This is a genomic window from Nitrososphaera sp. (assembly GCF_036397675.1).
In the GTDB taxonomy this organism is placed as follows: Archaea; Thermoproteota; Nitrososphaeria; order Nitrososphaerales; family Nitrososphaeraceae; genus Nitrososphaera.
The window spans coordinates 22890-43930 of record NZ_DASWIL010000019.1 but is presented as its reverse complement, the minus strand read 5'-3'; the positions used below and the strand labels follow the sequence as shown (position 1 = coordinate 43930).

Annotated in this window: 24 protein-coding genes, 1 tRNA gene and 1 pseudogene; 14 read left to right on the top strand and 12 right to left on the bottom strand. The window is 54.1% G+C overall.

Going from position 1 to position 21041, the window contains the following annotated elements; all coding sequences use genetic code 11:
* Positions 1–612 precede the first annotated feature (612 nt).
* Positions 613–706: transfer RNA gene (locus VGA14_RS03600), tRNA-Met, on the top strand.
* A gap of 91 nt (positions 707–797) precedes the next feature.
* On the opposite strand, the pseudogene VGA14_RS09650 reads toward VGA14_RS03600, so the two are convergent.
* Positions 798–1988: pseudogene (locus VGA14_RS09650) on the bottom strand (TiaS agmantine-binding domain-containing protein); the annotation flags it as partial.
* 289 nt (positions 1989–2277) lie between these two features.
* Here VGA14_RS09650 and VGA14_RS03590 point away from each other — a divergent pair.
* The 5 genes from VGA14_RS03590 (at position 2278) to VGA14_RS03570 (ending at position 4360) form a co-directional block, all read left to right on the top strand.
* Positions 2278–2571 carry an NADH-quinone oxidoreductase subunit I gene (locus VGA14_RS03590; protein WP_292639401.1) on the top strand — a complete coding sequence of 98 codons (294 nt, stop codon included), beginning with the start codon at positions 2278–2280 and terminating at the stop codon, positions 2569–2571.
* 64 nt (positions 2572–2635) lie between these two features.
* Positions 2636–3121 carry a hypothetical protein gene (locus VGA14_RS03585; protein ID WP_331002377.1) on the top strand — a complete coding sequence of 162 codons (486 nt, stop codon included), beginning with the start codon at positions 2636–2638 and terminating at the stop codon, positions 3119–3121.
* A gap of 55 nt (positions 3122–3176) precedes the next feature.
* Positions 3177–3407: an Lrp/AsnC ligand binding domain-containing protein gene (locus tag VGA14_RS03580; RefSeq protein WP_331002376.1), complete on the top strand. Its 231-nt coding sequence runs from the start codon at positions 3177–3179 to the stop codon at positions 3405–3407.
* Positions 3408–3435: 28 nt separating this feature from the next.
* On the top strand, positions 3436–4149 hold the full coding sequence (gene cbiE / locus VGA14_RS03575; protein ID WP_331002375.1) for a precorrin-6y C5,15-methyltransferase (decarboxylating) subunit CbiE: 714 nt from the start codon (positions 3436–3438) through the stop codon (positions 4147–4149).
* A gap of 94 nt (positions 4150–4243) precedes the next feature.
* On the top strand, positions 4244–4360 hold the full coding sequence (locus VGA14_RS03570) for a zinc-ribbon domain-containing protein (protein ID WP_331002374.1): 117 nt from the start codon (positions 4244–4246) through the stop codon (positions 4358–4360).
* A 346-nt stretch (positions 4361–4706) separates the two neighbouring features.
* Here the strand turns inward: VGA14_RS03570 and VGA14_RS03565 are convergent, their stop codons facing one another.
* A complete protein-coding gene (locus tag VGA14_RS03565) occupies positions 4707–5246 on the bottom strand; it encodes a hypothetical protein (RefSeq protein WP_331002373.1) in 540 nt (179 codons plus the stop codon).
* A 118-nt stretch (positions 5247–5364) separates the two neighbouring features.
* On the opposite strand from VGA14_RS03565, the gene VGA14_RS03560 reads away from it, so the two are divergent.
* Positions 5365–6630 carry a cation:proton antiporter gene (locus VGA14_RS03560; RefSeq protein ID WP_331002372.1) on the top strand — a complete coding sequence of 422 codons (1266 nt, stop codon included), beginning with the start codon at positions 5365–5367 and terminating at the stop codon, positions 6628–6630.
* Here the strand turns inward: VGA14_RS03560 and VGA14_RS03555 are convergent.
* From VGA14_RS03555 to VGA14_RS03545, 3 genes are read right to left on the bottom strand one after another with little or no spacing between them, the layout of a single operon-like run.
* On the bottom strand, positions 6627–7307 hold the full coding sequence (locus tag VGA14_RS03555; RefSeq protein WP_331002371.1) for an MIP/aquaporin family protein: 681 nt from the start codon (positions 7305–7307) through the stop codon (positions 6627–6629). The genes VGA14_RS03560 and VGA14_RS03555 overlap by 4 nt on opposite strands.
* On the bottom strand, positions 7279–7683 hold the full coding sequence (locus VGA14_RS03550; protein WP_331002370.1) for an arsenate reductase ArsC: 405 nt from the start codon (positions 7681–7683) through the stop codon (positions 7279–7281). Before VGA14_RS03550 ends, VGA14_RS03555 begins: the two co-directional genes overlap by 29 nt.
* Positions 7680–8402 (bottom strand): methyltransferase domain-containing protein, encoded by a 723-nt coding sequence (locus VGA14_RS03545; RefSeq protein ID WP_331002369.1) that lies wholly within the window; start codon positions 8400–8402, stop codon positions 7680–7682. Before VGA14_RS03545 ends, VGA14_RS03550 begins: the two co-directional genes overlap by 4 nt.
* Positions 8403–8466: 64 nt before the next feature.
* Between VGA14_RS03545 and VGA14_RS03540 the strand changes: the two genes are divergently transcribed.
* A complete protein-coding gene (locus VGA14_RS03540) occupies positions 8467–8838 on the top strand; it encodes a helix-turn-helix domain-containing protein (protein ID WP_331002368.1) in 372 nt (123 codons plus the stop codon).
* Here the strand turns inward: VGA14_RS03540 and VGA14_RS03535 are convergent.
* Positions 8821–9324 (bottom strand): hypothetical protein, encoded by a 504-nt coding sequence (locus VGA14_RS03535; RefSeq protein WP_331002367.1) that lies wholly within the window; start codon positions 9322–9324, stop codon positions 8821–8823. The two genes, VGA14_RS03540 and VGA14_RS03535, sit on opposite strands and share 18 nt — an antisense overlap.
* A 275-nt stretch (positions 9325–9599) precedes the next feature.
* On the opposite strand from VGA14_RS03535, the gene VGA14_RS03530 reads away from it, so the two are divergent.
* Positions 9600–9785, top strand: coding sequence for a hypothetical protein (locus tag VGA14_RS03530; protein ID WP_331002366.1), 186 nt, complete (start codon positions 9600–9602; stop codon positions 9783–9785).
* Here the strand turns inward: VGA14_RS03530 and VGA14_RS03525 are convergent.
* Genes VGA14_RS03525 through sixA form a run of 5 tightly spaced genes read right to left on the bottom strand, consistent with a single transcriptional unit; the run spans position 9775 to position 13997 of the window.
* Entirely contained in the window at positions 9775–10575 is an 801-nt protein-coding gene (locus VGA14_RS03525; protein ID WP_331002365.1) for a CHAD domain-containing protein, read from the bottom strand. The genes VGA14_RS03530 and VGA14_RS03525 overlap by 11 nt on opposite strands.
* Positions 10575–11303, bottom strand: a complete 729-nt coding sequence (locus tag VGA14_RS03520) for a thymidylate kinase (RefSeq protein ID WP_331002364.1) — start codon at positions 11301–11303, stop codon at positions 10575–10577. The genes VGA14_RS03525 and VGA14_RS03520 overlap by 1 nt, the downstream gene beginning before the upstream one ends.
* Positions 11300–11983, bottom strand: a complete 684-nt coding sequence (gene tmk / locus VGA14_RS03515; RefSeq protein ID WP_331002363.1) for a dTMP kinase — start codon at positions 11981–11983, stop codon at positions 11300–11302. Before tmk ends, VGA14_RS03520 begins: the two co-directional genes overlap by 4 nt.
* On the bottom strand, positions 11980–13497 hold the full coding sequence (locus VGA14_RS03510) for a hypothetical protein (protein ID WP_331002362.1): 1518 nt from the start codon (positions 13495–13497) through the stop codon (positions 11980–11982). The genes tmk and VGA14_RS03510 overlap by 4 nt, the downstream gene beginning before the upstream one ends.
* Positions 13494–13997, bottom strand: a complete 504-nt coding sequence (sixA, locus tag VGA14_RS03505) for a phosphohistidine phosphatase SixA (protein ID WP_331002361.1) — start codon at positions 13995–13997, stop codon at positions 13494–13496. Before sixA ends, VGA14_RS03510 begins: the two co-directional genes overlap by 4 nt.
* A gap of 530 nt (positions 13998–14527) precedes the next feature.
* On the opposite strand from sixA, the gene pstS reads away from it, so the two are divergent.
* From pstS to VGA14_RS03480, 5 genes are all read left to right on the top strand, one after another.
* On the top strand, positions 14528–16228 hold the full coding sequence (gene pstS, locus VGA14_RS03500) for a phosphate ABC transporter substrate-binding protein PstS (RefSeq protein ID WP_331002360.1): 1701 nt from the start codon (positions 14528–14530) through the stop codon (positions 16226–16228).
* A gap of 58 nt (positions 16229–16286) precedes the next feature.
* Positions 16287–17249, top strand: coding sequence for a phosphate ABC transporter permease subunit PstC (gene pstC, locus VGA14_RS03495; RefSeq protein WP_331002359.1), 963 nt, complete (start codon positions 16287–16289; stop codon positions 17247–17249).
* Positions 17246–18172 carry a phosphate ABC transporter permease PstA gene (gene pstA, locus VGA14_RS03490; protein WP_331002358.1) on the top strand — a complete coding sequence of 309 codons (927 nt, stop codon included), beginning with the start codon at positions 17246–17248 and terminating at the stop codon, positions 18170–18172. Before pstC ends, pstA begins: the two co-directional genes overlap by 4 nt.
* Positions 18173–18276: 104 nt before the next feature.
* A complete protein-coding gene (gene pstB / locus VGA14_RS03485) occupies positions 18277–19077 on the top strand; it encodes a phosphate ABC transporter ATP-binding protein PstB (protein WP_349257133.1) in 801 nt (266 codons plus the stop codon).
* A 46-nt stretch (positions 19078–19123) separates the two neighbouring features.
* Positions 19124–19783 (top strand): phosphate signaling complex PhoU family protein, encoded by a 660-nt coding sequence (locus VGA14_RS03480; RefSeq protein WP_331002356.1) that lies wholly within the window; start codon positions 19124–19126, stop codon positions 19781–19783.
* Between the two features lie 86 nt (positions 19784–19869).
* Here the strand turns inward: VGA14_RS03480 and VGA14_RS03475 are convergent, their stop codons facing one another.
* A complete protein-coding gene (locus tag VGA14_RS03475; protein ID WP_331002355.1) occupies positions 19870–21006 on the bottom strand; it encodes a DNA methyltransferase in 1137 nt (378 codons plus the stop codon).
* Positions 21007–21041: the final 35 nt, after the last annotated feature.

Sequence of the window (21041 nt, the reverse complement as noted above, 5' to 3'; positions counted from 1 at the left end):
AATCGAGATAGCGTAAGCAGTTGTTGTTACCGCGACAATAGTCGTTGTAATAACCTATATTAGAAAGAAAAGATCTGACACCGCTCTAAAATAACTTTATTCTGGCAGCATCGAAATCCAGTAGTATCTGTCACGGTATTCCGCTTGATACAATCACCGCCCATCAAGTGAAAATACGGGAATCTGCGACTTTATCCCTGCTTGCATCATACGTACCGACCATCATTTCGCATACTGGATCCACCGGCATGCGACCATGTTTCTAGTCTTAGGGATTCATAACATGAGTCAGCGCATTCCAGAGCTGCGCGCAAGCCCCGGTTGCCATCTACCAGCTCCTGAGAAGCAGACGCATAATTCCCACCATCAGTTACCTCTGGTATCCTCTGCGAGAAGATCCTTTGGCTTAGCACTACAAATACCCCAGACAGGATGACAGCTGCAACGGCTACCGACAGCATTACCGGTGACAAAAGCCACTTTTGTCTGCGAAAGAACAAGGTTACGTTCGGGTCGTGTGGTATCCACGCGGCGATCACTTAAAACAGCGCAACTACTTGCGTTCTGTAAATTTTAGGCAGAGATATATTCCCCCGTATAAGAAAAGCTGGCAGCGGGGTGGGGAAGCCAGGTCATCCCGGCGGGCTCATAACCCGCAGATCGGTGGTTCAATAGGATGCAAATCCGGAAAATCCACCCCCCGCTATTTTCTCAAGCCCATACCTCTGCAGAGGCTTTGTGAGGTGGCGGTGCGCCTTGGGCGTGGGAATGTACAGCCCCGTTTTCAATTCGCGCTCTTTCTGGGTCATCACTTTCTGTGCATGCGCGTCGCGGAACTTACACCTGTCACACTGGTAGCCCTTGTTGCGGCCTTCCGACTTCATGCGCCTGCCACACATCTTGCACAGCGGATTTTGAACGTCGTAAACAGTTGCAAGCGTAAGCACTGACAGGTATTCAATGTTAAGCACCTTGGGATGCTTGATCGTGCCTTTGCGCACGCCGGCGCCGATCTCTATCCTGTCGCCCGGCTCCAGTCTTGCCGCGATGTTTGCAAGCCCGGTCGGCTCGTATACTGCGGCCGGCATCGCCGCGCCTGCCTGCTCCACTTCAAAAAACACATGGCCGCCTTCCATCGCGACCGGCTTTGTCTTGACATTGCACCGGACAAAACCTGCCGTGTACGCTTTTGCTACGCGCAGATCCAGCTCTCTCTGCAGATGCATGTTGGTGCCCTGGTTTGAGCGGAACACGATTGATCCTTCCAACTCCTCATCCGGCTGCAAGATAGATAGCGCCGACGAGACGATCTCGGGGTTTTCGCCGCGCACCCCGATGAAAACCGGATCTGGCCCGTGCGGCGCAATTAACACGCGCCCGTGCATCTGGTCATAGTTGTTGAACGTGAAGGGGTATGTCTCCTTGCTAAACTTGATCACTTTACTTTCGTCGACAACGCGGGGCACGCCGCAGTTTTCCTGCTTTCTATACGCGATGAGCTCAAACGTATGGTCGCCTTCAAGCATGCAGCCCATTGCGCCAAGTGCCCCAACGAGCCCCTGCCCGTTGCCAAACGTATAGTATTGCACATCGCTTACCTGCGCTACTTTTTCTGCCATCTGCCGGCTCGACACGTCGGCCATTGCAAGCGCGCTGAATTTTTTTAATTGTTCGGGCACATTTTCTGACTGCAAAAAGGCCACGCCCGGGTTTGCGCCCGAGCCGATGGCAGAGCCTTCCTCTACCGCCTGCCTCACATAGTCGACTGCCTTGCCTGAATCCTGTACGACTGCCCGCAGGCAGACCGCGCCGTTGCCCCTCGTCTTCCAGGGGATGTTCGGGTTCAACCTGATTAGGAGCGGATAGTCGACAAGCTTGGCACCCATCTCTCTGAGCCCGCCTGCCACGCGAAAGGCCAAGTGGGTGGTGCACCGGCCCGCCCTCGAGTCGGTGTCGTCGAATGCGATGTGGAGCAGCACGCCCGCCATGCCCACTAGTGCCAGAAATTGGCTTAATAGTGTTGGCCGGGCATGGAAGAGTATCAAGCATTCATGGGTAGAATAAATATTATGCAAATGATGATATCTCACAGTCTAGCTGGGCAGATAGACTGGCTGAAAAGATGCAGGCATTCGCGTTGTAAATGCCACGACCATTGGCCGTATCCCCCACGAGTGCAGCACGCCTGCAATCGTTGTCTTTCTCGATTATATCGCTGTTATAAAAATAGCACAGGGTTTAAATAGATTTGACGGGTTTCGATGATCGGTGAACTAGATGCCAGTCGCAATACTTCCTGATGTTAGCGAACAACACTGTATTGGCTGCGCACTCTGCGTAGAAATCTGCACCGCACTCGGTCCAGATGTGCTCAGGGTGAAGCCAGTTGAAGGATGGAAGAGGGGTAAGGCATTCGTGTTCTATCCAGAAAGATGCATCTCCGACGGAGCTTGCATTGGCGTGTGCCCGACAAAGGCCATATTCTGGATGAGGCCGATGGATTACACCCCCGGACAGCCAATCCCACTGAAGAAGCACGGCCTCTTCGTGAAGGGTTGGGAAGAAGGCTAAACGCCTCTCACTTCTTTCTTTTTTCATTTAACGCTTTAATATCGCATTTTCTACTCGCTTACTCGTGGTCGACTGGGACGAGCAGATCAAGGCGCACATGTTCTGGATCTGGGGCGAGGAGGACGGATTCATGAAACGCGGCAAGGAGGGCATGCTCGTTATAACCGACAGGAGGCTTGCGTTCATCTCAAAGACAGAGATTACGTACAGGGCGCACGACACCCATTCCAGGAGGCAGCTCAACCGGTTCCAAGCAGGCGAGAACGTTTTCAGGCCGGCGGAAGGCTACAGTATAAAGAACCTAGAAGCCGACCTTGACAAGAGCCCTGACAACCTTGAGGTCCCGTACAGGCAGATATTGGACATCTCGCAGGAGGAAAAAAGATGGGGCACGCTCCTCAAGGTGAAGATAAACCTAGGCGACAAGGTCAAGACGATGAAGTTCTCTGTAGTCAGGGGGTGGGTGAAATACCCGGCAAAGGACCCGCTCGAGTTCCAGAGGATGGATTGGTCGTCCCTCATCTCGCTCGTGAAAACCGCCTCGGGCTAGAAAACAACCGTTATATTGGCATCCGACGCCGTTTATTACCAGTAACGACCGATTAATGACCAAGGCATTCATTTTCATCAATACAGAAACCGGCGTTGAGCCGCTATTGCAGGAGGAGATAAAATCACTTGACGGCGTGAAGGAGGTCTACCAGCTTTTTGGGGAGTACGACATCTTGGCAGTCGTTGAGGAAAGCAACGAAAAGGAAGTGCAAAAGACCATTTCATGGGGGCTCCGCAAGATAAAGGGCATACGCGGGACTAACACCATGATAGTTGCAAGGTAATTATTGAGCCCAGTGTAACACAGGCCAGTTGAAAAAACTGTTTGTAGTCGGCGTCGGCCCGGGGTCACCGCTTTACCTTACCGACGCGGCCAAGGAAGCCGTGCGCAAGTCGCGGTACATCGTTGGCTACAAGTACACGCTTTCGACGTTAGAGGGAGTCATCGACCGGAAAAAGCAGCAGGTGTTCGAAGTTACGATGAAGTCGCAGGAACACATCTACCAAGATGTTTACGGAAAAATGAAGGACGGCGAGTACTGCACCGTGCCTTTCACCGGAGACGCAAACTTTTCAGAGTCCGAAGTCGTTGACCGACTGTTAGAGATATTTGGCGACGAAAACGTGCAGATAATACCGGGCATAAGCTCGATACAGGTTGCGGCGGCAAAGTCGCGCGTGCCGACCGACAAGGCGCTCATTGTCACCTTCCACGTCACCGGCGAAATCGAGCAGAAAAAGAAGGATCTGGTGCAGGCCGTAAAAGAAGGCAGGAGCGTCATACTACTCCCGAGGCCTTGGCCACGCGACCTCTCAAAGCACCTCATGCAGTCCGATATAGCAAAGTTCCTACGAGAAAACGGCGTTGACACGTCAAAGTTGAACGCGTGGGTGTTCGAACGCCTAACCACTGACAGGGAAACTACGTTTAAGGGGCTTGTAAGCGAGCTTGAGGGCAAGGAATTCTCGGACATATCTGCGATGGTCATTGACCAGACAAAGAGGCAGACGTACCTGGAGTTCTGAGCACCGCGTAAAACTATCGCCGCTTCGGTACCGGTCCGCCCGGTTTTGAATGATGCTTATATATTAAAAACAGTTCTTAGAACTTGAAATGTCGATGGAAAAGTCTGTTGGCATGGGGCAGGACAGTACCTCGACAAAATATTGCGCAGAATGTGGAGCAAAGGTACCCAAGTCGCAAAAGACCTGCCCAGCGTGCGGCGAGACCCAGTAAGGGCCTTTCCACTTCCTTTTTGTCAAAGCTTAAAGCCTCAATCAACCGCTAAACTCGCATGAACGAATATCTTGTTTCCCCCACTTTCAAGGTGCTCGACGGTCACGACCTGTACAGGAACGGGAACATGATAGTCGCCCTTGCTGTCGTGGAGAGCAGTACAGCAGGGACCTGAGGCTCTACCGGTGGCTGAACCGAAATGATCAATGGGAAGTCGACCTCTGCAGGATGAGCGTCAAGGGTGGAACGGGGACGAGGTGGCCGCCAAGGCGCAGGAGTTTATCTCAGAATATAACATAGGCCGACAGCAAGGGCTACTACGCCACGCTTGGAGTGCATGAGAGGGCTAGGATGCAAGGTCGAGGTTCAGGCCGCCATATTCCTGTATCATCCACCACTCGACGACCGCGCCGGCAAACAAAACTGCAGCAGCAATTCCAAGCTCTATCAAAGTCGGGACTGCGTATTCTTGCCAGTGCTTTCTCTTCACGAACTGGTAAACAAGCAGGCCGCTCCTTGACATTGCAAGCCCGTACGCAAATACTTCCATCATGCCAAACGGTGTCAGGAGTATTATCTGCGGTGGGATGTCGGCGAGCGCCGGCTCTCCTTCCGCTATCGCCGCAAATACATTCCCGGTGGCATAACCGGAGAACGCACCTAGGACCACGCCAATAGCGGGCACGAACATTCCAAAAGCGATGCGTATGTTGTTAAGGAATATCCCGTATTGGTCTATGTCTGCTATCTGATCGGAAAACTGCTCGCGAACATTGTCTGCCTCCTCCGGCGTCATCTCCACGGCCGCGCCGGCAGAATAGGCTGCAAAAAAAACCACCACGCCTATCGCCACAAACAGGGCACGCCAGCGGATCTCAAAACGCAATGTTGTTCCTTGGCGCTGATTCTATAATTAGTTTGTTGCAAGTGGTTCCTGCATACATAATGGCTGCCTCAAGGTCTTAACAAGCTTGTTTTTATCGTCGACAAGCTTTACCTATGCAGTGAACCACGAGACCGCCGGTATAACTTCGTTTTTGCCGCAGTTTTTCACACCCGGAGAAGGGTCGGCTGATTTCATCGTGCAGGACTTTGCGGCCGTTATGATAGTCGCGGCCGTGATGATCGCCATCACATACAAGCTGAAACAGCCGTCGGTGATAGGCTACATCTTGGCGGGCATCATCATAGGGCCGTTCACCCCTCCGTTCACGCTGGTCAGCAACCTTGACACGATCAACGTGCTGGCGGAACTGGGCATCATCATGTTGCTCTTTGTCATCGGCACCGAGTTTCCAATGGCGCGCTTGAGGACGATTGGCAGGCTCTCGGCAGTCGTGGGAATGACAGAGTCTGTCGCCACGCTTATCATAGTGTTCTTTATAGCGCAGACGCTTGGGTTCAACTTTTTCGACTCGCTGTTCCTTGCACTCGCGCTTTCTATCACCAGTACCGTCGTGACGGTCAAGGTGCTTGAGGAGCTGGGCATGATAAAATCACAGTCGACGACGCTCGTGCTTGGCATGCTCATAATAGAGGACATCTTCGTGGTCAGCGCCCTTGCGGTGCTCCAGTCGGTGGCAGTAAACAACGGCGAAGTGTCGCTTCCGACACTTGCGATAACGCTCGGCGTTGTGGGCGCATTCATAGGCGGCATACTCTACCTCGGATCAAAGTCGATCCCAAAGGTAATAGACATGGCTGGCAAAACCAACGACTACGCGCTCCTGCTAATAGTCATTCTCGGGCTTGCGTTCGGTCTCTCATTCCTAGCAAGTGGGCTCGGGATGTCAGTCGCAATCGGGGCGTTCCTCGCAGGCGTGCTCGTAGCCGAGTCAAACAGTGCGGCGGTGGCAAGGATACTGACACTTCCCCTGCGCGACATGTTTACCGCCATATTCTTCATCTCCATCGGCGCGCTTATGGACATCTCGCTCGTGCCCGTCTTCATTGTGCCGGCAGCCATCCTGATCCTGACGTCATTTGCATCCAAGTTTCTGATAGTGACTGCCATTTTGAACAGGATGAAGTTTGACAACCTTACGTCGCTCAGGGCGGCCTTTGGCATGGCGCCTGCGAGAGGAGAGCTTTCGCTCGTAGTTATTAAGGGTGGACAGGACGTCGGCGCCCTCTCGTCGTCTATACTTCCGCTCTTTGGTGTGATAACCATAGTTACCACATTCATGGCTCCGTTCATCATCAAGTTCGGCAGCAGGCTCAGGTTTACCGACGACAAGTCAACCAAGAAAGAAGGCCAGCCTTACAGCTAGAGCCTTTTCCCGGCAATAAAAGCGACTGTTGATGAACCGATGAAAGTGGCAGACCAGTACAGCCACAGGTCGCCCACCGCGCCCGAAAAGACGGCAGGCGCAAACGAGCGCGCAGGATTCATCGATGCGCCTGATATGAACGAAAGGAATAGTATGTCAAGCCCGACTATGCCTCCTATCGCTATTCCACTGAAACCCTTCAATCCTTTCGTGTATACAACAACATAGATGACTGCCATAAGAAGCCCGGTTGCAAGAACCTCGACCGCGATTATGAGCGGGAGCGGGAACGAGTAGTCGGGGGCATTTGCGCCCAGATCCGCCTCAGTCCCTACAAACGCCATCACGAACAGGCTGCCAAGGACGGCGCCTATCATCTCTGCGCCAAGGTAGACTGGCAGCTGCGCCTTTGAAATGTGCTTTGTGATAAAAAACGCGACCGTCACGGCGGGGTTGAAGTGCGCCATTGATACCTTGCCGAACGCGTAGACGCTGACGGCGACTGCTATCGTCGGCGCGACTGCGGCAAAAGGAGTCCCGTACGCGCCGCCGGCCTGCGCATCTATGACCACAGAACCGGTCGCGAAGACCACTACCAGAAACGTGCCGACGAGCTCCGCCGCAAACCTTCCTTTGTTTGCAGTTAGGCTAGCGGCTATACTCGAGGTTCTTGACAAGCTCTTTTACTCTTCTCTCAATGTCGTCGCGAATTTCGCGGACCTTCTTGATGGCCTGGCCCTTTGGGTCCTGTATGCCCCAGTCGATGGGGTTGTTAAGGAAAAGCAGCGGGCACTCTGCCCTGTCCATGCAGCCCATGTTCACGGCCTTTGCAGAATCGCGTATCATGTCTTCGGTGATTATCTTGGACTTTTGCGCGCTGATGTCCATGCCAGCCTCCTTCATTGCCTGGACCGCAAGTGGGTTTATCTGCGCCGCCGGCCTGGTGCCGGCGCTGACTGCGCGAAAGCCTTTCGGCGCGTACCTGTTGAAAAAGCCCTCGGCCATCTGGCTCCTGCCAGCGTTCTCGACGCACACGAACAGTATGGTCTTCATTTCACAGCCCTCACGACCACACTACTTATCTTCCTGCCGTCGCCTTGGATGTACGGACGTTCTTCTAATACGCTCACGTCTCCAAAGCCGGCCTTCTTGATGCTTGCGATATAGTTTTCTAGCGTAAGCCCGCCATCGATGCAGCTGCACCATTTTTCCACGTCAACGCTCTTGGCCTCTCTATCGGTGACAAGGTCGGATATGACCATCCTGCCGCCGTCCTTCAATACCCTGTACACTTCTGAAAACGCGCGTACCTTATCTGTAGTTAAATTGATGACGCAATTGCTGATGACGACATCCGCGGCGCCGTCCTCTAAGGGGATACGCTCCTCTATGTCACCCTTGCGGAACTCCACGTTGTCATAATTAACCGCGTTCTTCGTCGCTTTTTCGAGCATGCCGTCGGTCATGTCTATGCCTATTGCTCTGCCCGACCCACCAACCTTTTTCGCTGATAGGAAAACATCGATGCCTGCGCCCGAGCCCAGGTCGACCACGACCTCGCCCTCCTTCAATCCCGCAAAGTTGAGTGGAGCGCCGCAACCAACCCCCAGCACCGAACCTTCCGGCACACCATCAAGCTCCTTTGCGTCATAGCCCACCATCTCTGCAGCCTGCTTCGGCGTCCCGCAGCCGCAGTCGCCGGGCATGCAGCACGACTCGTTCAATACCGCGACCCTGTCGTACTTTTCCTTTATTTTCTCCTTGATCTGCACTCTAATACTTTACTGAGGAAACTATTTAAGTTGTTAAGGGTAAACCATTGCAGTTGGTGTAAGGATGGAAACCAAGCTCCCGATGGCGCAAGGATGCAACTTTTCCGGCTACGACGCGTCGTTGCTCATGTCCGAGACTGCAAAGCTAAGAAAGATAATTACAAAGCGCGGGACTCTTGAGATACTGATACCGCTCTGCTGCACCACTGAGCCGGTGCGCTACAAGCAGTTCCGGGGCACGATAAAGGGTATCTCCAGCAAGACGCTTGCAAGCCGGCTCAAAGAGCTTGACAAGCTGGGCATACTGCAAAGGCAGGCGTACAATGAGATCCCGCCCCGCGTCGAATACAGGCTGACCGCAAAGGGCCAAGAGCTCGTCGAGTCGGTGCTCAACCTGCTTGAATGGATGCGCAAGTGGTCAGGCACAAAGAGGTAGTGGGGCAAACCTGTACGGGCTCCTTAGGCTTGCCATCTCAATCGCCTTTTCACGCTCCTTTCTCCTGCCTTGCTCAAGCATCAGGCCGGCGATGTTGCGAGACCTTTTCAGGTGATCAAATACTATTGTCGTGCAGCCGATCTTTGCTAGCAATTTGCCGATGACAAAAACTATGCGCCGCATCACAAGGTCGCGGATTTCCGCGACACCGCGCAGCTGCTCCACAGTCGATTTCGAATCGCTGCGTACCTCTATCATGAGGTGTTTTTTGCTTGCGCGCCTGAGCGTCCTGCGTATCTGTGCAATGTTGTCCCTCAGAGCGAAATAGACTGCGAGCATCCCCATCCTCTGCACCCCAAAGCGCTCGTTTCTCAGCGCGGGGCGGACGGACATTATCTTGCTGCTCTCCGTGTGGTGGTTGTACCAGGCGATGTATCCGGAAGGCGAGGCGTCAGCGTCTATAATTATTGCGTGCTGCCGCAACACGTAGTTATTGTACGCTACGCTGGGTATATGTGCATATTCAACTGAAAGCACATTCAGCTATAGAAATTACTTTTCTAACATACATTACCTAGATTTTGCACAACAGGTTGATGGTGTAGCCCTGAAGCGTTATGGACCGGGTGGCTGGTGTTCAGCTGTCGGGGTTTCCAGTCAACCTTAACAACAGGCAATCTGGTTTCGCGGCGAGAGAACAAAAGTCTATCCCACGTGAAATATGTGTGCCAATATAGGATCCCCGGATCTACGCGGTGGGCATGGGCAAGTGTGAAATATCAAAGTTGGCGAGTTTTTCCGTGCCTGACAGCACGTGCCGGAGCTGCGGCACAGAGCTTACAGCTGCCTCGATATGCAGAATCTGCGGAGGCTTGCTTTCGCGCGGCTGCAAAAAGTGCTCAACGGTCTTCGACGCGTCGCACACCGAGTGCAGGGTCAGGCTCTGAAGCTTTGCGCAAATTTGCTGAACAGCTCGTCCCTTTCCGCCTTCTCGCTCTCTATAAGTGAGACTGCAGTTTTTTTCCCGAGCGCCGCCAGGTACTGCAGCGTGATGTCGATGTCGTGCATGGCCCCGAGCGCGTCCTGCAGCTCCTTGAGCTGTTGCATGACAGGCTTCTTTTTCCTATTCAGGATCTTCGACGCCTTTTTCTCATAGGGCTTCTTGAGTCCGGCCGGCATCACCTCGAACACATAGCGTAACTTTTTCAGGTCCTTGCGCAACTCGTGGAGTTCTTCAACCGCGCCCCTGTTTGCGGCCACCACTGGGAACCTCTTCTTTATTTTTCCGACGAGCCTGCCTGCCACCTCATCCATCGTCGATTCCAGCTCTTCGTCGCCAAGTCCCTCTAAGCTCGCCGCCGGCAGGGCGAATAAAAGCCTTGCCATGCCAAGGGCACGCGCAACCCCGGCCTTTCTCTTTTTGTCAAGCGCATCCGCAAGCTGTGATAAGAGTTCGCCTTGCGCACGCGCCGCCATCCTGCCCCGCATTATGTCATAGTCGCGCACGCGGCTGTTTGCCCTGAAAAACTGCTTGTGCGCGTCTATCTGTCGGCGGTTGCGCTTGCGAAACTTCTTTGGCATCAAAAGGAACGACGCATCAAGGCGCCGGAGGGAGGTCCTGACGTCGTGCACCTTTTCTTCATTGTCGGGTTCTGCCATGTATGCTCTAAGGCGCTCTTTTACCAGTTGGGCGCTTTTCTCAAACCGGCTGGCAAAAAGCGCGGCTAGGCCCATCATCAGCCCTTTGCGCCCTGGACGGACCTGAGGAAGGAGTCTATACGCTTTTGTAGGTCGGCGTTTATCTCAGGTACTGGCCTGTTGCCGTTTATGATGACCAGATTGTAGCGCTTTTGCATCCTGCGGAACTCTTTCGCTATCATCCCCTGATATATCAGAAACGACTCGAACATGTCGTCTGAGAGCCCCATGTCGGCTCCTGACTCGTAATAGTCAAGGTAGGCGTTTTTCTGGAACACCCTATGCACGAGCTCCTCCGGCTCGACGTCTAGGTAGAAGACGAGGTCGGGCACGAGCGCAAAGCTGAACAGGTTGTGCGACCAGCGCCTGCTGATGCCCCGCACCGCCTCCCTGGCCATGAGCGTGTAAATATACCGGTCGGCAAGAACGATGTATCCGGCGCGCAGCGCCGGGATTATCTTGTTCTCTAATTGGTCGGCAAAGTCCGCTGCGTAAAACAGGCTGAGTGTCTTGCGGCCGGCAAAGTTGCGCTTTGCCTCGAGGATCCCTTCGCTTATGAGCTCCGACCTCTTCAGGCCGACGTTGAGCACGGCATGCCCCGCGGCCTCGAGGTGCGCCGTGACCCTGCCTATCTGGGTGCTCCTGCCCGACGCGTCGGGGCCCTCTATGACAATTAGCCGGCCTTTTATCTCACTGTCGTCGACGTATGGGATGCCGTGGCCGTAGAACTTGAGAATCCTGCCCTGGCTTGCGGCCCCGCGCCTCACTTTGCCGCGGCCCCCTTTTGCGCCTTAAACATCTGCCTTGGTATCGTCTCGAGCACCTTCTGACGCAACTGTCTTTGCTGCTCCTCGATGTTGACCGTCCCGTCGATGACCGCGAAATTCTCGGGGCCTATCATCGACTCGTACTGCTCGACTATCCTGCCCTGGAAGATCCTGTAGCTCTCGTACGGGTCGTTGCTGAGGTTCAGGTCCATACCGGCCTCATAATACTTCAATTTCGGCCTGTTCTTGACTATCCTGTCAAACGCAATGTCCACCGGCACGCGGAAGTAGAACGCAATATCGGGCTTGGCCGCAAAGTCGTACATTTGGCGCACCCACTTGGGATGGCAGCCCCGCACCGTGTCGCGGGCAAAGGCTGTGTAAATATACCGGTCGGCAAGAACCACGTAGCCAGCGTGCAAAAGCGGCAGTACGTGCCGCTCGTACCTGTCTGCAAAGTCGGTAGCATGGAGCAGGCTGAAAGTTATGGGTGTCAGCAGACCTTTCCTCTTGCCCTTTGACGTTATCTCCCTGACCGTCTCCGACGAGTTCCACTCGGTGAAATACACCGGGACGCCGGCGTACTTTAGCCACTTTTCAAGCAGCCGTATCTGGGTGGACTTGCCCGAGCCGTCTACACCTTCGACGATTATCAGTTTTCCCTCCATCCCACTTTTCATACAATCACTCTTACCGAGGCTGGCTGCCTTTTCGGCGGTCCGTTGCTGTTAACCTGGCAGCTGACTGTCACGTTGAACGCGCGCTCAACGTTCTTGAGCGCGTCTGCGACAACCATCGCCGGCACGGGCTGCCTGCCCTGCAGGATCCTGATGGCAACCTTCTTGCCGGATATCGAGAGCCGGGTCACGGCCTTTGATCTTTCAAGGATGGTCGAAAGCATGATACACGCCGATATCTTTTCAATCGAGCGCATGTTCTGCGGCTCCAGGATAGACCGGTAGCGCGAGAACAGCCAGTCCACCGTCTTGGCCTTTTTCGTATGGACTATGGCAAGCGCAAGGATCAGCTGCTCCCTGTGCGTCAAGAACGCATTTTCTTCGTCGATTATCAGGTGGAACAGGTTGCTCAGGTTAGTCACGGTCGGCAGGTCGGCCATCTGCTTAAGCGCGTGGCTGAGGATCACGCGCTCTTTTTCCCGCATAAGCCCGGAAGATACGAGTGGCCTGACAAACGAGAACGCGTACTGCGATAGAGGCTCTACCTGGCAGGCAAATGTGACGTAGGCCTTTGCGCGCTCGCTTGAGATGCTCCCGTTGTAAAAGGTCTTGGGGTCGCGCAGAAAAACCGACAGTATGCCTTCGCGAAGTCCCCTTGCGCTCACCACCACCTTGTCAAAATCTAGCTTTTGCATCAAAAGCGATATCACGGCCGAGCCAGCAACAATAGTGTCGACCCTGTTGCTTCCGACTGCCTTGACCTCCACAAGCTCGTCGGCGTCCATGCGGTACAGCCCCTTTGCTATCGCGGAGACCGATGGGAAGTCAAGTCGGTAGCTGTGGATCTTGTCTAGCTGGTAATCTGATAATTCTTGTTCATAGCGCGCAATGCCGCGAAGGGTTCCGCCTACTCCCACGAGTGTCGTGTCCACGCTCATGCCAAGCTCCTTCCTCTCTGGCAGTACATCAAGCACGTGCTCCTCCATCTTATCGTACGCTTTCTTGGAAAAGACGCCGCCGTATTTTTGCGAAAGTCGGAGGGCGCCAAGCGGGTACGACTTGACCTTTTTGATAGAGTAGTTTTCAGTGTAGACCATTTCAAGCGACCCGCCGCCCAAGTCGAAAAAGAGCGACGTGGGGATGCATGTCGACTCGAGCGCGCCAACGTACGAGTAAAAGGCTTCTTCTTGCCCCGTGAGCACCTTAAACTGAAAGCCGGTCTGGCCCTGCACGAGCTTCAGGAACTCGTTCTTGTTGACGGCGTCCCTCACCGCGCTCGTCGCCACGGGCAAGACATGGCGTATGGAATCGAAACTTATGACGTCGCGGAAAAGCTTCAGCGCCTCGATGGTGCGCCCGACCGGCTCGCCAGTCAGGTAGCCGGCCTTCGTCAACCCTTCGCCCAGCTTGACCTTGACGCCTTCCTGCCGGTAGGCCAGGTAGCTGCCGTCCTTTTTGACGTCGTAGTTGACCATCTTGACAGAGTTAAACCCGAGGTCGACCACCGAGACTTTCATGCTTCCATCCTCTTCATGTGCCTGGGGGTAAGCAGCCAGCGAAGCTCGCCCTTGGGCCTCGGATTGAAAGATAGTATGCCCACCCGCACAAGGCCGGCCTTCTTTAACACTATCCTGCCCTTCTGGCCGTCAAACACTAGCTCGCTTACCATGCTGCTGAGGTACGGCTCGTGGCCCACCACCATTACGGAGGCTTCGGGCTTGAAGCGGGCAAGCCTGTCGTAGAGTTTGGCCCTGCTCCCCTCCGGCTTTAGCTCGTCCCACTCTTGCAGTTTATCTTTTTTTATTTTCAGTTTCTTGGCCACCATACCCGCGGTCTGGCGCGCCCTTGCAAGCGGGCTTGTCGCCACCAAATCAAGCTTTATCCCGAGTTTTGCGAGCGCCCCGGCTATCTCCTCTACCTCTTTTGTGCCGGTGACCGTCAACGCCCGTTCTGAATCCTTGCTCCCGGCGACAAGCCTCTTGCCCGCCTCGCCATGGCGCAGGAGGTAAAGATCCACACGGGCGGGTACCTGCGGCATGTATATCAAATTTGTCTATATATTGTCAGTATGAGAATAAAAAAAGGAGAAAGGGGAAGGCCTTACGAGCCGTCCACGCTCAGGAGCAGGAGCTGGCCGCCTTCCTGCAAGCTACGAGCCTGCATCATTACTAAATTGGGGGATGGACTGATAACTGTTGCCAACCGCTAACACATAGAGCTCGTGGTCCTGTACCTTTCCACTATTCTATATTGGATAGCCTTTTTCCCAGTAGGACAAGGCGAAAGCGTAGTTGAGGTTGGCAACCCCGGCACGAGCACCGAAAGCTACCCCCAATCCCAAAACGGGTGCTTGGGGTTACAACCATCAACCCAAGCTTATCTTTTGTTGTGAAATAATTTTTTGAATTGCTTCACGCGAAAATTGTGGAGGGAGCCGAAAACTGTCTCTATAGTCCTATATGATCGTCGTACGGCTATATGGCCTCACGTATTTCACGTGAATTATATACGCTAACCATTAATCCGTTCAGTCATTATCTCACGCGCATGCACATCGAAGGACGTACTCTGTTTGCGTCTCTCTTTGCGGGCATGTTGCTGGTATCACTCGTGATGCCCGCTACCATGCTTGCAAAAGCGTACGCACAGCAAGAAATAGCCATCAACGGCGCGGGAGCAACCTTTCCCTTCCCGTTGATTGATACTTGGCGCGTAGAATACCCGAACGTACAGCCAGGAGTTAACATAAACTATCAGTCGATCGGTAGCGGAGGAGGCATCGCCCAGTTTACTGCAAAGACCGTCGACTTTGGCGCAACTGACGCTCCACTTACTCCCGAGAGGGAAGCAGCGCTTCCAGCACCTGCGGTGCACATTCCAGAAGCCATAGGGTCGGTGGTAGCAGCATACAACATACCGGGCTACAACCAAAAAGGACTCAAGCTTACCGGTCCGATACTTGCGGACATTTTTAGGGGGGAGATCACGCAATGGGATGACGAAAGAATCGCCGAGCTGAATCCCGGCGTTCCTCTCCCAGGCCAAGACATTGTCGTAGTTCACAGGTCGGATGGTTCCGGCACGACATTCGTGTGGACTCAGTACCTGTCCCTCACCAGCTCTGAATGGGAAGAACAGGTAGGATTCGGAACCTCAGTGCAGTGGCCGACAGGTGTGGGCGCACCAGGAAACGAGGGTGTTGCCAGCACGGTGAGGAGCACGTTCAACGCGATCGGCTACGTTGAGCTGGCTTATGCGCTGACAACCGGCATGAATTTTGCATCGGTACAGAACCAAGGGGGCAACTTTATCGAGCCATCACTTCAATCAACATCTGCTGCAGTAGGCCAAGCTGCCGCAACGCTTCCGGCAGGAGCCGATTCGTGGAACGGAGTTCATATACTGAATGCGCCCGGAGCGGACTCGTACCCGATTGCAAGCTTTACCTACCTGCTTCTCTACCAGGAGCTGAGCACATCTCCAACGATTGACAGTATGGACAAGGCAAAGGCTCTAGTCGACTTTGTCGCCTGGGCTATAAGCGACGAGGGCCAGGTGTTCGCGGAGGAGCTGTCGTACGTTCCGCTACCCACGGAAATCCAAGAGCTGAACCTTCAAACACTGGCCGAGCTGACTTACAACGGCGAAAAGGTGTTTGGAACCGACATCCCGCCGCCTCCACCTCCAGATGACGGAGAGCCAGAACCACAAGAATTCTCGGTATCGTCCACACTAGACGGCAACAACTACACCGTGTTCGGCATGTCGACTAAAGCAATGGCAACCGGACTTGACATAACTCCAGAGCAGTACGTGACCATTGAGCTTGAAGGAGAAGGCGAGGTAGAGCTGACGCTGCCAAAGAGTATGATAAGTGGCATTACAATGGTAATAGCAGACGGCGACGAGATAGACTTCGACAGAGTCTCGGAAACTTCGTCGTCGACTACTATTAGGTTCGGGGTGCCCGAAGGCTCTGATTCGGTGGACATACACGGAGCAACGGTTGTCCCAGAGTTTGAGGTCGTGGCCATGCTTGTGCTGGCGGCGTCGATAGTGGGTGTCATTGCGTACGCAAGAGTCTCCAAAAGCAACATCCTGAGCGGCATAAAGTCCAGACCCGGTCAGTCTCGAGTCGGGCCGCCCGCCCAATTTTTCTTTCTTCTATATAGTTCATTCTTGGCTATGTTGTCCTCGTTGATAATCATAAAATACACTTCACACTTTACAAGCGTATTCTCCAAGTAGGGGCTTTGGAAAAATGACACGACCGGAACCAACGCAATCGGAAGAGGAGCGCAAACAGATGCTTTCGTCGTTTTTTCTGCGTGGGAAGCGCAGGGGCGACGTCATCTTCCGGTGGGTCGTTCTTGGCGCGGCCGGCTATTCTCTTTTGATGCTTGCTCTCGTTGCGTTTTCTATCGGCGAGGGCTCGATTGACGCGTTTGGAAAAGAAGGCTTTGCGTTCTTTGGAATGACCGACTGGAACGCGGTCGAAGGAAGGGAATCGTATGGCGCGCTTCCCTATGTGGTGGGTACGCTCGTAAGCGCAGGCATTGCCATGGGCATAGGCGTCCCGGTAAGCTTGGGCATAGCTGTGTTTGTCTCAGAGATTGCCCCGCCCAAGTTTGGGGGCCCGGTGGCGTACATCGTGGAGGTGCTTGCTGCCATCCCAAGCATCGTTTACGGGCTGTGGGCACTTTTCGTGTTCAGATTCTGGATACTGGACTTCATCGAAAGGCCGCTGTACGAGGCCTTTGGGGGCTCGCTGCCGTTCTTTGCCAAGACGCCGTTCGGGCTTGATGTTTTCACGGCAGGTATAGTGCTTGCGATAATGACAATCCCAATAATCTCCTCGATTTCGCGCGAAATACTAAAGGCTGTACCCAACTCGCAGAGGGAGGCGGCATACAGCTTGGGCGCCACAAGATGGGAAACTGTATGGAAGTTTGTGTTCCCGTACGCCAAGGCCGGCCTTCTTGGAGCGGCTATACTGGGCCTTGGGCGGGCCGTCGGCGAGACGATGCTCGTCACTATGGTCATCGGCAACGCGGTAGGCGCCAATGCTATACCGGACACGCTGTTTTCCCCGAGCCAAACTCTGTCAAGCGTAATAGCTAACGAGTTCAATGAAGCAGTCACCAACTTCCACATCTCGGCACTAATCGCGCTTGGAGTTACGCTGTTCATACTAACAATGGCGATCAATGTCGGCGCACAGTTCCTGGTGTCAAGGATGGTAAAGGTAGTACCGGGGGCAAAAGAATGAGCAGGGCAGCGGAGCGCAAACAAATAGTGCAGGATGCAGTTCTGCGGACAAACGCCCGGCGAAAGCTTACAGATAGGGTAGTCACCTGGGCGACGGTAGGCTGTGTACTCATTGCACTCATCCCACTTGGCAGCATCTTGCTCGAAGTGGTCAAGAATGGCGTCCCAGCTCTCAGCGCTGAATTCCTGACACAACCACAAGGCTCCATAGTGAGGGGGGACGGGGGTATCGGGCCCGCCATACAGGGTACGCTGATAGTGGTAGCCTTTGCATCGCTGATAGCGGTGCCAGTCGGCGTGCTTGGCGGCATCTATCTATCAGAATATGCTGGCGGGGGCAAGTTCCCCTACTTTGTCAGATTCTTTAACAATGTCATGACTGGCCTGCCCTCGATAGTCGTAGGCATAGTAGGTTACATTATTCTGGTTCTAACAGTCGGCTCGTTCAACGTGACGGCCGGAGCCGTAGCCTTGTCGATAATAATGATCCCCATCGTTCTGAGCGTAACAGAACAAACCATGAAGCTTGTTCCAACCTCGGTGCGGGAGGCCGGCCACTCGCTTGGAATCCCAAAGTGGAAGGTCACGATGTTCATCACCCTGACAAGCGCCAAGAACGGGGTCATCACGGGCGTAGTCCTTGGCGTGGCCAGGATTGCCGGCGAAACCGCGCCCCTCATCATGACTATACTTGGCACCAGCCTGTTCTTTCAAGGGTTCTTCGGGCCTGTCGACGCGCTGCCTCTAAGGATCTGGAGGCTGTCCTCGCAGCCATACGAGGCTTCGCACGAGTTTGCATGGGGAGGCGCACTCGTACTGATACTGATGGTTCTGTCACTCAGCATAGCCCTGCGGTATTTGGTCCTGGAAAAGAAATTCGACTTTAGACAACTCGGCAGCCTTCTAACCAGGATGCGGAAATGAGTGGTGACCGCGTCTATATTCCACTACCAGATCTATATAGGCAAATATTAATTATTCAAAGCGGAGCAGATGAATAAGTGACCAGCGAGGAGTTTGCCCGCGGCATGAGTATTGATTATAAGCTTGCAGGCAGTGATACTGACACGCGCAACTACAAGGTCTCGGTCAAGAACCTGCGTTCATGGTTTGGCACGAAGCAGGCCTTGAAGGACATCAGCTTTGATGTCAAGGAAAACACAGTCACTGCGCTCATAGGGCCATCAGGGTGTGGCAAGACAACTCTTATCCGCTGCCTCAATCGCATGAACGAGATGACCGCGGGCGCATCTGTGCAAGGAAGCGTCTTTTTGGACAACATTGACATTTATGACAAGAGCGTCGACCCTGTCCTCATCAAAAGAAGGATGGGGATGGTCTTTCAGAAGCCAAATCCCTTTCCGACAATGAGCATCTACAACAATGTCGCGGCAGGGCTAAAACTTAACGGCATAAAGGACAAGAATCTCATCAATGAAGTGGTTGAAGAGAGCCTGAGGGGCGCGGCGCTGTGGGACGAGGTAAAGGATGAGCTTGCTAAACCCGGCATAAGTCTTTCCGGCGGTCAGCAGCAGCGCCTATGCATAGCCAGGGCGCTTGCGATGCAGCCTGAGATCCTCCTGATGGACGAGCCGACATCGGCACTCGACCCCATTGCGTCTGCCAAGATAGAAGAGCTGATGAACGATTTGAAGAAGGATCTGACCATAATAATAGTGACGCACAACATGCAGCAGGCGGCCCGCGTGTCCGACCACACTGCCTTCATGTATCTGGGTGAGCTTGTGGAGTACGGACCAACCAAGCAGATATTCGAGAATCCAGAGAAAGAGCTGACCGAGCGCTACATCTCGGGCAAGTTCGGTTAGCCGGCTAGAAAAGCACAAAAGCGCGGCATCATGTAGGTCTGTAGAAATGGTTCGCCTCATGGACTACGGCCTCGGGAGCCTTAGCAACCTGATAATGAAGATGGCCGAGCTCTCCGTGCGCTCCGTGGAAACGGCGATAGAGCTTTACGAAAAGGGCGCAGGCGACAAGAACCAGGTGTTCGAATGGTCAGAGCAGTTGCGCGTTCTGCAGGACGAGGTGACCGACCTTGCCGTCGAACTCATCGCGCGGTACCAGCCTGTCGCCACAGACCTGCGCTTCATAAGGTCCTGCATCGAGATTTCCTACGGCTTTTCACGTTTTGGCCGCTACGCGTACGACATCGCCGACGTGATGGGCGTCATGGTTTCCATCTCGCACTGCGACAAAAGCGCCGTGCTTGAGATGGCACAGACAGCCACGAAGATGATCCACGAAAGCGTGCAGGCGCTCAAGTCAAGGGACAAGGAGGCCGCGCAAAAGCTATACCAGATGGACGACACGGTCGATGCTCTGTACAGAAAATACCTGCGCGAAGCAATAACGCCCAGCACAAAAAAAGGCTCTAATGACATGATAGGCGACCCGCGCTGCTACGTCTCTACGCTCTTGATACTACGCTACCTTGAAAGGATAGCAGACCACGCGTGCTACATTGGCGACTCTGTCAACTACATCGTCACGGGCTTGTCAAACCCGCGCAGGTAGTATGTAGAACATGTGCGGTCATGAATCTAATAGTGACAACCGTTCAGCCATTAAGCAGAGCGTGTACACCGGCTTGCACTGCATGCCTATCTCCGGTACTGGGTCCAGCTGACATTTTTTCGCGATGCCGGAACCGAACCATCAGGCTTTCTCATTATGAAAAGGTACTTGAAGCCCCTGAGGTAAAAGTTGAAGCGCAGCGCCCGGGAACGCCATATGTTAGTGTTGGAGCTCTGGCCGCGCCTGGCAAGGCAGATGACATCGACCGGCTCAAAGTGCCGGGCAAGCCGCTCGTACACCATAAAGCCGACAGGCGTAAACTTTTTCTTGACCCACTGGTCGCCTATAACCCAGCCGATGGCCTTGCCAGGCTTCATGACGCGTTTGCATTCTGCCATGACTTTCTCTAGCTCGTCGTAGAATTCCTCGGACTCGGCAGAAAGGGTGCCGATGTTACCGGGGTGGTCGTTGTAGTCAATGTTGTCACCGTACGGAGAATCGATGAAAACCATGTCGACGCTCTCGTCTGCCAGCGGTATCGCGCGCGCGTCGTTCTGCTTTACGTCCTGCCTTGGCGGCGCGATGTCAAACGCCATACATTTTCTGCCCTCTTCCTTGCATACGTCTAGGGTCGTGCCGCTTCCTGCCATCGGGTCCAGCACAAGGTCGCCGGGCTCGGTGTAGCGCCAGACCATATTGTATATCGCAAACGCAGGCGTGACTCCAGCGTACTTGTTATCGCCCTTGGGAGTCTTGCCATAGCTCTGCCGGGGGTAGTCCCACAGCGTCGTCGACTCGAAACTGGGCTTTTCCTCCTGTTTTTTGAACGACGCGACTTTGCCATTAGGGTTTTTGATGTATGACAAGAGCGCGGTTGCGGCCTCCGGCGGAAGCTCGTTGCGCCAAGAAAGCCCCATTTTTGCAAGCATCTTTTTTGCGTTTTTTGCGGAATGCACAGAACCGTTCTTTGCAACACTAACCTGGTACGGGTACCTGCCGCCCCAGGCTCGCGGCTCTATGTCCTTTTTGCCGTCGGACCTGGCCGCAAACGCGCCATGGATAACGTCAGCGTCAAGGTTCAGCAAGAAGAGCGGGTCGCCCTTTTTCACGGCAAGGACGCGGTCGCCGTACAGCCTTCCCGCAGCAAACAACATGCGGTCAAAGCACTCGCGCTCTGTCTTGCTGGTGCAGGCGAAAATGTGCCCCGGCCTTCCGGCTTGCATCTGCAGATTTGCCCGCGCCTGCAGATTTAACGGTA

Coding starts and splice junctions, on each gene's coding strand:
- pstC (WP_331002359.1), top strand. CDS start 16,287: ATGCTTTCGTCGTTTTTTCTGCGTGGGAAGCGCAGGGGCGACGTCATC.
- VGA14_RS03510 (WP_331002362.1), bottom strand. CDS start 13,497: ATGAAAGTCTCGGTGGTCGACCTCGGGTTTAACTCTGTCAAGATGGTC.
- VGA14_RS03530 (WP_331002366.1), top strand. CDS start 9,600: ATGGGCAAGTGTGAAATATCAAAGTTGGCGAGTTTTTCCGTGCCTGAC.
- tmk (WP_331002363.1), bottom strand. CDS start 11,983: ATGAAAAGTGGGATGGAGGGAAAACTGATAATCGTCGAAGGTGTAGAC.
- VGA14_RS03475 (WP_331002355.1), bottom strand. CDS start 21,006: ATGCAAGCCGGAAGGCCGGGGCACATTTTCGCCTGCACCAGCAAGACA.
- pstB (WP_349257133.1), top strand. CDS start 18,277: ATGAGTATTGATTATAAGCTTGCAGGCAGTGATACTGACACGCGCAAC.
- pstA (WP_331002358.1), top strand. CDS start 17,246: ATGAGCAGGGCAGCGGAGCGCAAACAAATAGTGCAGGATGCAGTTCTG.
- VGA14_RS03580 (WP_331002376.1), top strand. CDS start 3,177: ATGACCAAGGCATTCATTTTCATCAATACAGAAACCGGCGTTGAGCCG.
- VGA14_RS03540 (WP_331002368.1), top strand. CDS start 8,467: ATGGAAACCAAGCTCCCGATGGCGCAAGGATGCAACTTTTCCGGCTAC.
- pstS (WP_331002360.1), top strand. CDS start 14,528: ATGCACATCGAAGGACGTACTCTGTTTGCGTCTCTCTTTGCGGGCATG.
- VGA14_RS03570 (WP_331002374.1), top strand. CDS start 4,244: ATGGAAAAGTCTGTTGGCATGGGGCAGGACAGTACCTCGACAAAATAT.
- VGA14_RS03590 (WP_292639401.1), top strand. CDS start 2,278: ATGCCAGTCGCAATACTTCCTGATGTTAGCGAACAACACTGTATTGGC.
- VGA14_RS03550 (WP_331002370.1), bottom strand. CDS start 7,683: ATGAAGACCATACTGTTCGTGTGCGTCGAGAACGCTGGCAGGAGCCAG.
- VGA14_RS03525 (WP_331002365.1), bottom strand. CDS start 10,575: ATGATGGGCCTAGCCGCGCTTTTTGCCAGCCGGTTTGAGAAAAGCGCC.
- VGA14_RS03480 (WP_331002356.1), top strand. CDS start 19,124: ATGGTTCGCCTCATGGACTACGGCCTCGGGAGCCTTAGCAACCTGATA.